This is a genomic window from Chryseobacterium arachidis, from assembly GCF_900129245.1.
In the GTDB taxonomy this organism is placed as follows: domain Bacteria; phylum Bacteroidota; class Bacteroidia; order Flavobacteriales; family Weeksellaceae; genus Chryseobacterium; species Chryseobacterium arachidis.
This window is the reverse complement of sequence record NZ_FQUT01000002.1, coordinates 209046-219390: the sequence shown is the minus strand read 5'-3', so window position 1 is coordinate 219390 and position 10345 is coordinate 209046. Positions and strand designations below refer to the sequence as shown.

The window sequence follows — 10345 nt, the reverse complement described above, 5'->3', positions numbered from 1 at the left end:
TTATTTAAATAAAATTATTGACTTGCATATTCTCCTTGTACATAGCCTCCGTTAACATAGCGTGATGTGTCATTCGTATGCCATGCGTAAACTCCGGAAACCATAATCCCTAAGTCTTCCACATAATTGTAAACCATTTCCTCATAATCTTCAAAGGGAGGAAGATGTTTTTGGAGAATTAGAAATTCATTTAAATAAAGGTCGTGCAATTCAATTGCTTTCATATACGCTTCGTGCAAAGTGGATTGGTCTTCCTGTTGCAAAACTTTTACAATATTCATCGTATCCCCTTCTCTGTGTATTTCTTTAGGTAAAGAAATAATATCGTTATGAATTCCTATCATTAAAGCACAAAGAGTATAAATGCGTCTGATATGAGGATGATCAAAAACTTCATCAGGAATTTGGTTATAGTTTTTCTGCATCCTTACATAGTCGCAATAAGGCTGTACTCCGCTTGTTGCTTCTCTTATTAATAAGTATACGGAAAGAGGCGGAATTGTATTGGATCTGTAGTATACTTTTTCCTCAGAATAGCCTATCAAAACATCTTGAATTGACTTTACAAATCTATTGTACAATTTTTCAGGAATTGCACATTTTAAGGCATCTTGCCTTAAGACCCAAAACAAATGAAATATCCCGTTTTCAGCCGGCTCGTCAGATTCTGATCCGTTTAATAAAGAAATTATTCTATTCGTTATTTCGTACATTTCCCTACGTGTACATCTATCAAAATAGTCATCCATCATAGCTCCGTTTGCAGTATAGTTCGCTAAAGGGCGCAATTCATCAATTGTTTCTAAAAATGGGCATCCGCGTGCTGCAATATCTGTTAAATGATGTTTTTTATGCTTTTCCCGTGCTTCTTTACTGTGAATGATGTATTCTGTATCAATCCATTGGTAGTATTCTTCACGTTGCTTCTGAAAATCGGGATGTATAAAATCTGGGAACGGATAAATTGGTTTGGGTAAATGCTGCAGACCTACATAGAATTCAGCATCTGTCATAGAGTTTTTCATGATCAAATTTTTTTGTGGTTAATGTTCTTTAAAATTAAATCAAAAAAATGAGATATTTTATAAAAATTTACTTTTGTTGTTTTAAATTAATCCGACACATGTCACATTAATTTAAACTCTTTGTTTCGGCGGAGTTTTTGATGTTTACTTACAGATTAAAACTAAATGAAATGGCTAATTCAGATAAAAGTATCTTCGAAAAATTTTCAGATTGGGCGACAAAATTTACCGGAAGTTCGTATGCATTTATAGGAGCTACTTTAATTGTTATTATCTGGGCAGCTTCTGGGCCGGTTTTCAATTATTCCGAAACATGGCAGCTGGTGATCAATACAGGAACAACAATCATTACTTTTCTAATGGTTTTCTTAATTCAGAAAGCTCAGAATAAAGATTCAAAAGCGATTCAGATTAAATTAAATGAATTGATTGCTGCTAACGAAAAAGCCAGCAACCGAATTGTAGATATTGAAGATTTAACGGAAAAAGAATTGGATCAGCTTCATTGTTATTATGAAAAGCTTGCAGATTTTGCAGAAGAAGATGATGATATTCACACTTCACATTCTATAGATGCAGCACACAGAAATCAGGATTATAAACATGAGTTCTTTAAAAAGAAACATGAAGAGTGGCTTCAGAAACAGCAACAAAAAAAGGGATCGAATTAAGCTCTTTTTATTTAAGTACCTCGAAAATCTATTTCCGGAAATACGGGAATAGTTTGCAAATAAGAAATTTAAAAATCAATTCCTGTAAGCTGCTGGACAGCTTTTAAAAAATTAGTGTCATATTGAATGGAGAAATATTTGTCCAAAGATTTTTTATCAGTTACATAAAATTCCTGATATTTTAAGTTTTGAATATCATCACTGTTTCCATATATTCCGACAGTACCATCTCTATAGATACCAATTTCTTCTGTGTTCTCATGATTATCAAATAATATTTTAATCAAGGTTCTTTTACCAGAAGAATCTACAAAGTGATATTCATGCCGTATAAAGCCATATTCGGGTTTAGCCTTTGTTAGCAGAATTCCGTTTTCTGGGATTCTATACACTCTTTTATCTCCTTCATACATAATTTCCTGCCCTTTTGCCTGATTAAAAATTACATTAACTTTTCCTCTGTAGCTAGTGGGAATTAGATATATTTCCGGCTCTGGTCTGCTTCCTCTGCATGAATTTAATATCAAGATAAATAAGACTAAACTAATGGCTGTTTTCATATTAAAAAGTCCCATTTTTTCAATTATTCTATTTTTGTAAATATGTAATTATATACGTTAAATTCAATTTCTAAAACACCTTTACTATCTTCAGGTTTTTCCCAATAAGCAGTCGAAGCACCAATGTCAGGTTTTGAGAATACCATATCCGACTCATTGTGATCAGAAAACAACAAGAAATTATAAAATATCATTTTTCTCCCGTCTTCTGGTTCTATCGTACCATTAGTTTTATACAACACTTGTTTTTTATCTTTAGAATATACTTTATTGTTAAAGGTAAAGTCTGAATTAATCATTAATATTGAAGTCTCTCCAGAAGGAAAGGTATATAGATATTTACCGGGTAAATACTTTTTTAATTCTTTTTTACTGTAAGTATTATAATTGAATAAACAGGCAGTGACTATTACTACAATAATTACTAAACCAATATTTATAAATTTATTATTTGTCATATTTTTTTGTATAGTGATTTTTTAGCTGTACTAGAAAAAAATTAGAGGCTGCTCAAAATTTTAAGACAGCCTCTTTTATGATGATTACTTCATAAAATAACTAAAATAAGAACAGCTTCCCATCAGACTTTTCGCCGTTTCAGTCTGCGCATATTGAGTTTTCAGCATCGCAAAATAGGTTCTGTATTTTTGATTTTTAATCTGATCTAAATTCTTCTGGTAAGCATCACTCTTTTCACTGTATTGCGGATCTGAATAGCTTACTTTTGAAGGATTCTTCGCCTCATACTGATAATACTTTCCTTGCTCCGCACTGGCCATCTGGAAAAGAACTCTTGCTTTCTGTTCATTGTTGGCTGATGTTTCTAAAGCTTTTTTATAATAAGTAATCGCCAGATTAAAATTATCAGGTTCTATAAAAGTAGTATTGGTAAAGTTTTTATAATAATATTGATAAGGAGTTGAACGATCGGTGCTCCAGAAATCATATTTTCCACCATTGCTATTGTCAATATCCATCACGAATAATTGCCTGTAATATCCCAGAATAGATGTGTTGTACAGTAGATTTCCAATCAGCTGATTCGCAGTTGCAGATTTTCCGTCTTTTCCGGCTCCGATTTTTTTCAACTGAATTAAAGCATCCGCCAATTCCAGTTTATTCATCGTCGGTTTAATAAAAGGGAATGATGAATAATCATCTGCTTCCATACTTTCATTCTCAGAACTTTGGTAACTCTCCCAAACATTATGTCCGAAAACCAAATCCGAAATATTGCTGAAACCATTATAAACATTAGAAGCATATTTTAACGGAGTCTGTTTATTAGCATCATAATTCCATTCTGATCTTGGAATTCCCGTAAAACTTTGTGCTTTTGCATAATACGACTTTGCTTTTTCGAAATCTGCCTGTCTCATTGCCCGGTCGCCGTAAATTACAGCGAAGAAAGCATCAATATTTCCGACAGAATTAATGTTTTTCGCAATAATCTGTTCTTCAAACTGAGTCTTATTCGGTTTTCTGTAAAACTCTTCCACGCTTTTTACCAGATTTGAATTTGGATTATACTGAAGATCCGAAAGAGTATTGTTCATCAGAAAAGATTTTCCGTCTTCACCCTGTAAGAAATAGCGATTCGCCAGAACATCTTTCAAAAAGTCCTTCGTAGAAGGAACTGCACCGTAATAATCGTAGTTATTATTTTCAGTGCTGTCTTTTTTCGGTTCAGGTTTATCCACAAAATATTCTGCGTAATCTTTCATCAGATGATCTTCGTATTCCGCATCAATTTTGGGTTGAGAAACAATGTCGTTCAGAACTTTCATTCTTTTGATCTGCTCCTGATATTCCGGATTAGAAGTTTGAATGTCATTTAAAATTTCGGTGCTTTCTTTGTACTCTTTCTTTAAAAATTTCAAATAAGCATCTGCAATCTGCCAATATTCATCCTTCGATTTTTCTTTGGTTTTATTGGTGAACTTTTCTAAATCATCCAAAAAGTCTTTTGTTTTTTCATCATACCAATAATTGTTTTTGGTAAAGACCGGGATTCTGTCCGGATTGTCTAATAGTTCAGCATCACTTTGATCAGCTTTCGCTTCTTCAGGAGTTTTATCTTTGATCCCAAAAAGCCTTTTGAAGAATCGTACAATTTTCTGCCAAAAAGAAAGTTCTTCTTTTTTAGGTTCTTCCGCAGTTTCAGCTTTTGACTGATCTGAGTTTTTATTAGAATTGGTTTGAACCGCTGAATTATTATCATTGTTATTGTAATAATAAATCGGAAGATAGCTTCTTTCCAGTTCATTAATACTTCTCACTGCCATCAATTTCAGAATCTCCGAATCAGGATTGATGTCAAACATTTTTTCCATAATCGGAATCGGGTTGTTGAAATCTTCATAGCCTAAAAGAAAATACGCCATATTCTTCTCTTCATTCGTTCCGGCTCTTTTCAAAATATTATTGAAAGAAGCGGTATCCGAAAGTTTCATTGAAACAAATGCCGATTCCTTACGACTTCTACTGTCTTTGAAAACCTGAAAGAAATTCCAGTTGGCATCACTGTTCATTCCCAAACCTCGTTGCGCTCCTGCAAGCTGATCCAGAGCCATAATATATGGTGCCCCTTTCAATCTGATAGGTTCTACATATGTTTTGAAAGCCTGAGCTGCCGCGTCATAATTTCTCGTATAATGATTGAAACGCACCAGCTGATATCCGTAGCGTTGCTTGATTTCAGGGTTTTTCGCCGCATTGTACAAAGAGGTTAATGCTGCAATTGTTTTGCTATAATCGAGCTGAGTTGCATTTTTAGCGTTTTGTGGCCCACCATAATAAAAAGAATCCGGGCTTTCCACGTAATTGATCCTCATATAAGGTTCCAGATATTTTGCTTCAATCAGATAATCAATGGCTTCACTGTATTTCTGATAAAAACCTGCGCCTAATTTTATCAATAGCTGATTGGTCGGAGTTCCTTTCTTTAATGCATTCAGATCATTGATGTTCATTTTATTCACCAGATAGTCGGTTTCTGCATAATTCAGCTGATTATTAAAGAACTTTTTCCAGGCATCAATATTCTCATCAGGAATCTGCGAAGCTTTAAAATCTGTATAAAATCTCGTCGAATAACTGTGAAGAAATGGCAGGTAAGATTTGTCCTTAATAATACTTTGTGTGAATAAATTAAAGTATTCATAATCCGGATCAGACCATGCACAAGCTTCCGTTTTGGTATACAAAAGCGATAAAACGGCAAGTGAAAGGATGTACTTTTTCATATTATTATGGTGTTTTTTTGAGTTTATAGTTTTAATGAAATTATTATTTATGGTTAAATAAATTTTTATTCTCAATCATCCCTGAAAAGCTGTGAAATCTGTGGGAAAAATATCTCGCAGATTGAGCAAATCGCGCAGATTTTTTAACTCAGTCATCTGCGTAATCTGTAAAATCAGCGAGAGAAAAAATTAAAAAATAATTTTAATATTAAAAGTTAAAATTCTGTCCTGCAACAAATTTACTATCTAATTGATAATAAACGATATTGAAATGCTTTATTTTTTTCTCCAGGAAATTCACAACCTCTTGTAACTGATTGTCCGAAATCTCTTCAATTTTAATCTTAAATCCTTTATTCAGATAATGTCCGAAATAGAAGCCATCTTTCTGAATTTCAACTTCCATTTCCGAAATTCTCCTGAAATTAGGATTTTGCAGATCTTTTTCAGACAAAGCATTAATCAGTTTGTGCTTTCCCAAATGATTCGTCACAATTCCCCAGGAATAAATCGGCAATGCCACTTCAATATTTTTCAAAGGATAATCTTCCAGTTTTGAAAGATAACTCTTCAACGTATTCACATCAAGAATCGAATTTTTATCTGAGTTTTCCAAAGGTGATGAAGTGGAGTAGCACATTAAATAAACTTTATCGACTGGCGGAATTCCCATCAAATTTTTATCTTTTACCTGATGAAGACGTAGTGTACAGGTGATTGATTTCTTTGAAACTTTTTTTAATTTTTTTAAAAATTTAAAATAATCATCACGCGTTCCGGCAGTCCAATCGCAATCGATTTGTATTTCGTTGTTGAGTTTTAGATGATATTCGGAAGTTTTCTTTTGGATTAAATTGTCGATGTTTTCCGCAAGAAATTTAATTTCCTCATCGGTAATGCTGAACAAAGTTCGGTTAGTAATAAAAACGGTTGGAGCAATTGGCTTATCGGTCTCAAAACTTTTGTCTTTGGTAATAACTCCGACAGGTTGAAATTTTCCGTCAATTTTATCAATATCAAAAAATCTTGTGTATAAATAAGGAGAAGTAACCTTTTGTAAGATGTCTTTTTCAGTTTTGTCTAAAGCCAGTTTCGTTTTCCAGTAATAGAAAGTATAAGGGTGATTTTCATTTTTCCCGCAGGAAATCACGGCAAAAAGAATCAGAAAAATAAAAAATCTTAAATGTCTCATGATTCGTATAATCCGCTTTCACAAGAGCATTTCGTGTCAGGATCCGTGCTTTCTGCCACCGAACAGCAGTCTGATGTTTTTTGAATATTTCCGTTTTTATCGGTTAAATAAATTTTATCTTTTTCAAGTTTAAGATTAAAAGTTTCGTTGAATTTTTTAAAATGTACGGTCATCATTTTAGGATTGTATTTCCCTACATTGATTTCTTCTGCTGTTTCAGTTCCGTCCGCCTGATTTACCTGAACATATCCGAAATGTACATCTCCGTTTTTCTTAATGTCAACATAATATGCCGGCGTTCCGCTGCCGCTGAATCCTTCTACAATATCATAAAATCTTTTCCCGACAAACGGTACTTTAGACTGAGCAAAAGATAATAAGCTGATGCACAAAACGAATACACAAAAAAGCTTTTTCATAATTAAAATTTTTTCAAAAGTAAAAATAACTCAGCAAAAATTAAACCGTAAAATCACGGTGATTGCTCTTAGAATGCACTTTTGGATCATTCAAAAAAACAAAAAACCACCTCAAAAGAGATGGTTTGTAAATTACTAACAATTATTAATTTTAAAAAACCGTTGCCGCCAGCTGAATTCTTGCAAATTTATTCGCAGGGTTCCACATTGCCATCATCGAGACGGGAAGGCTGTAATGTTCCGTAATCTTTAAAGATTTTGTTGCTTTTACTCCGACATTTACAATATCGAAACTGTTGGTTCCGTTTCCGTAAAGGAATCTTTTGTCATTCAAAGCAAAACCGGCTCCTACAAATGCATCAAGATTCACTTTTTTATCTTTAATCACAGGATAACTCGCCTGAACATAGGTCGAATATTTATTCTTTTTATACGTTCCATCATCTTCTAAAACGACCTCTCCTGCATTGGCTCCACCGTACAGCATAATGTCTGCTTCAATATTTAAAGGAAAAGAAGGTCCAAAAGTATAATTGGTTCTTAAATCAATAATATGCGCTGTTCTTCTGTTGGAATAATTAAAAATATCATCCGAAGCAACTGCCGTATTGATGTTTCTTGAATTAAATAAATCCCACAAACCGATGTACAAACGGCCATTGGAATACTGAACATAATAATTGATTTCTTTGTAATGCGTATCATCTTTGTCATCCGCTAAAGCTGAAGCACCCCAGATTCCGACTTTCCATTTTTTATCTTTATCTAATGCGTAGGAAAGATTTCCCATCACAACAGGTTTATCGGTAATAATCAAACCTCTCCAAAGGTGATTATTCTGAATATTCGCTGTGAAATCCAACCTGCTGTCTTCCTTTTCTTCCGTATTTTCCTGGGCAAAAAAATTCCCTGTGCCTAGTAAAACCAGGCATATATAAAAGAGTTTTTTCATTGTGTAAACTGTCTGTGGTTAACTTAATGCTACATGCAATAACGCTGCAAGAGCCGCCCCGATAATGGGCCCTGCAATGGGAATCCATGCGTAACCCCAATCACTGCTTCCTTTTACCGGAAGAATGGCATGCATAATTCTTGGCCCAAAATCTCTCGCCGGATTAATAGCATAACCTGTAGTTCCGCCCAAAGACAAACCAATTGCCCATACTAAAAACGTAACAGGTAAAGCTCCGATGGTTCCTAAACCGATTTTTGCACTTGGATCATTATGCACATTAAGATTAGGATCTGTAAAATGGAAAATCACAAATACTAAAACGAAAGTCCCGATAATTTCACTGATGATATTTGAAATAGGTTTTCTGATTGCGGGACCTGTACTGAAACAAGCCAATTTAGCACCTTCATCTTCTGTGATGGCAAAATGATCTTTATTAAATAACCAGACAAGAAAAGCTCCCAACATCGCCCCGATCATTTCTCCTGCGATATAAGTAGGAACTAAGTCCCATGAAAATTTTCCTGCAAAAGCCAAACCTAAAGTTACTGCCGGATTCAGATGAGCACCGCTGACTGGTCCTGCAACCGTCACGCCCACGAAAACCGCCAAAGCCCATGCTGTGGTAATCACGATCCATCCTGAATTATTTCCTTTGGTATCTTTCAAAACAACGTTGGCCACTACGCCGTTTCCTAAAAGTATCATCAGCATCGTGCCGATTATTTCTGCTACAAATGGAGTCATAGTTTTAATTTGTTTTAAAGGTGATTAATCTTCGATCCAGTTTTGAGAACGCTGAACCGCCTTGTTCCAAGTGTTGACCATTTTCTCAACTTTTTCTCTTTCCAGTTGAGGATGGAAATCTTTGTCAACAATCCACTGAGACTGTATTTCATCGATGCTTTCCCAATATCCAACGGCAAGTCCGGCAAGATAGGCTGCTCCTAAAGCTGTTGTTTCCAAAGTTTTGGGCCTTGTAATTTTAAATCCGAAAATATCAGACTGAATCTGCATCAGAATATCACTGGCAGAAGCTCCGCCGTCAACTCTTAATTCCAAACTTTCCCTTCCCGAATCTGCTTCCATCGCTTTTACGATATCATATACCTGAAAAGCTATTCCTTCTAAAGTTGCTCTTGCAATGTGTCCGTTTGTGGTTCCTCGGGTTACACCAACGATTGTTCCGCGAGCGTACTGATCCCAGTGAGGAGCACCCAAGCCTGTCAGTGCAGGAACAAAATACACTCCGCCGTTATCTTCAACAGATTGAGCCAAAGTATTTACTTCTTCTGCGGAATGAATTAATTTTAAACCGTCTCTCAACCATTGAATGGCTGCTCCGCCTACAAAAACACTTCCTTCCAAAGCGTAATTCACTTCTCCATTAATTTTCCAGGCAACAGTTGTCAGTAAATTGTTTTTAGAAGCAACGGCTTCGGTTCCTGTATTCATTAAAAGGAAGCATCCGGTTCCGTAAGTGTTTTTTACCATTCCGGGAGTGGTACACATTTGTCCGAATAACGCTGCCTGCTGATCTCCCGCAATTCCTGCAATCGGAATTTTTGTGGAAAATAGAGTGGTGGCAGTTTCTCCGTAGATTTCACTGCTTTGTTTTACTTCCGGTAGAATAGCTTTTGGAATATTGAATAATTCCAATAAATCATTATCCCATTCCAATGTGTGGATATTCAAAAGCATGGTTCTGCTTGCATTCGAAACATCCGTGATGAACATTTTTCCACGTGTTAGTTTCCAAACTAGGAAAGTATCAACCGTTCCGAAACATAGTTTTCCTGCCTCTGCTTTTTCTCTTGCGCCTTCTACGTTGTCTAAAATCCATTTTAGTTTTGTTGCTGAGAAATAAGCATCCAATACAAGACCTGTTTTTTCTTTAATCGTTTCAGCATGACCTTGCTCTTTTAATTCGTCGCAGTATTTAGACGTTCTTCTGTCTTGCCAAACAATCGCATTGTAAACCGGTTCTCCCGTTTCTTTATCCCAGACGACGGTCGTTTCACGCTGATTGGTGATCCCGATTGCTGCAACTTCTCTTCCGGAAATTCCGGCTTTGGCAATAACTTCCGCCGCTACGGAAACCTGAGAAGACCAAATTTCATTAGGATCATGCTCTACCCAACCCGGGGTAGGAAATATCTGTTCAAAACTCTTCTGAGAAACAAATTCTATTTCTCCGCTGTGATTGAATAAAATGGCTCTTGACGAAGTCGTACCTTGGTCCAGAGCGAGAATTAACTTTTCACTCATGCTGTGATAG

The 10345-nt window shown here is 35.4% G+C and carries 10 protein-coding genes; 1 reads left to right on the top strand and 9 read right to left on the bottom strand.

Translation table 11 applies throughout. The features are described 5' to 3' along the window. Positions 1 to 14: 14 nt before the first annotated feature. The gene (locus BUA89_RS04755; RefSeq protein WP_072953598.1) at positions 15 to 1025 is read right to left on the bottom strand and encodes a terpene synthase family protein; all 1011 of its coding nucleotides are present in this window, start codon (positions 1023 to 1025) and stop codon (positions 15 to 17) included. Positions 1026 to 1195: 170 nt separating this feature from the next. On the opposite strand from BUA89_RS04755, the gene BUA89_RS04750 reads away from it, so the two are divergent. Continuing rightward, positions 1196 to 1696 carry a low affinity iron permease family protein gene (locus tag BUA89_RS04750; RefSeq protein WP_072954254.1) on the top strand — a complete coding sequence of 167 codons (501 nt, stop codon included), beginning with the start codon at positions 1196 to 1198 and terminating at the stop codon, positions 1694 to 1696. Between the two features lie 68 nt (positions 1697 to 1764). Here BUA89_RS04750 and BUA89_RS04745 read toward each other — a convergent pair whose 3' ends face one another. The 8 genes from BUA89_RS04745 to glpK form a co-directional block, all read right to left on the bottom strand. Next, positions 1765 to 2256 (bottom strand): DUF6843 domain-containing protein, encoded by a 492-nt coding sequence (locus BUA89_RS04745; RefSeq protein WP_143152263.1) that lies wholly within the window; start codon positions 2254 to 2256, stop codon positions 1765 to 1767. 23 nt (positions 2257 to 2279) lie between these two features. After that, positions 2280 to 2714, bottom strand: coding sequence for a hypothetical protein (locus BUA89_RS04740; RefSeq protein ID WP_072953594.1), 435 nt, complete (start codon positions 2712 to 2714; stop codon positions 2280 to 2282). Positions 2715 to 2798: 84 nt separating this feature from the next. Further along, on the bottom strand, positions 2799 to 5501 hold the full coding sequence (locus BUA89_RS04735) for a hypothetical protein (RefSeq protein ID WP_072953592.1): 2703 nt from the start codon (positions 5499 to 5501) through the stop codon (positions 2799 to 2801). Between the two features lie 208 nt (positions 5502 to 5709). Continuing rightward, a complete protein-coding gene (locus BUA89_RS04730; RefSeq protein WP_072953590.1) occupies positions 5710 to 6693 on the bottom strand; it encodes a hypothetical protein in 984 nt (327 codons plus the stop codon). After that, positions 6690 to 7112, bottom strand: a complete 423-nt coding sequence (locus BUA89_RS04725; RefSeq protein WP_072953588.1) for a hypothetical protein — start codon at positions 7110 to 7112, stop codon at positions 6690 to 6692. The genes BUA89_RS04730 and BUA89_RS04725 overlap by 4 nt, the downstream gene beginning before the upstream one ends. A gap of 151 nt (positions 7113 to 7263) precedes the next feature. Continuing rightward, the gene (locus tag BUA89_RS04720; protein ID WP_072953586.1) at positions 7264 to 8064 is read right to left on the bottom strand and encodes a hypothetical protein; all 801 of its coding nucleotides are present in this window, start codon (positions 8062 to 8064) and stop codon (positions 7264 to 7266) included. Positions 8065 to 8082: 18 nt separating this feature from the next. Continuing rightward, entirely contained in the window at positions 8083 to 8823 is a 741-nt protein-coding gene (locus BUA89_RS04715; RefSeq protein WP_262487534.1) for an MIP/aquaporin family protein, read from the bottom strand. 15 nt (positions 8824 to 8838) lie between these two features. After that, positions 8839 to 10335 (bottom strand): glycerol kinase GlpK, encoded by a 1497-nt coding sequence (gene glpK / locus BUA89_RS04710; protein WP_072953582.1) that lies wholly within the window; start codon positions 10333 to 10335, stop codon positions 8839 to 8841. Between the last annotated feature and the right edge of the window lie 10 nt (positions 10336 to 10345).

Excerpts from the sequence above, each read along its gene's own strand:
- BUA89_RS04755 (WP_072953598.1), bottom strand. The coding sequence starts at position 1,025 with ATGAAAAACTCTATGACAGATGCTGAATTCTATGTAGGTCTGCAGCAT.
- BUA89_RS04750 (WP_072954254.1), top strand. The coding sequence starts at position 1,196 with ATGGCTAATTCAGATAAAAGTATCTTCGAAAAATTTTCAGATTGGGCG.
- BUA89_RS04745 (WP_143152263.1), bottom strand. The coding sequence starts at position 2,256 with ATGAAAACAGCCATTAGTTTAGTCTTATTTATCTTGATATTAAATTCA.
- BUA89_RS04740 (WP_072953594.1), bottom strand. The coding sequence starts at position 2,714 with ATGACAAATAATAAATTTATAAATATTGGTTTAGTAATTATTGTAGTA.
- BUA89_RS04735 (WP_072953592.1), bottom strand. The coding sequence starts at position 5,501 with ATGAAAAAGTACATCCTTTCACTTGCCGTTTTATCGCTTTTGTATACC.
- BUA89_RS04730 (WP_072953590.1), bottom strand. The coding sequence starts at position 6,693 with ATGAGACATTTAAGATTTTTTATTTTTCTGATTCTTTTTGCCGTGATT.
- BUA89_RS04725 (WP_072953588.1), bottom strand. The coding sequence starts at position 7,112 with ATGAAAAAGCTTTTTTGTGTATTCGTTTTGTGCATCAGCTTATTATCT.
- BUA89_RS04720 (WP_072953586.1), bottom strand. The coding sequence starts at position 8,064 with ATGAAAAAACTCTTTTATATATGCCTGGTTTTACTAGGCACAGGGAAT.
- glpK (WP_072953582.1), bottom strand. The coding sequence starts at position 10,335 with ATGAGTGAAAAGTTAATTCTCGCTCTGGACCAAGGTACGACTTCGTCA.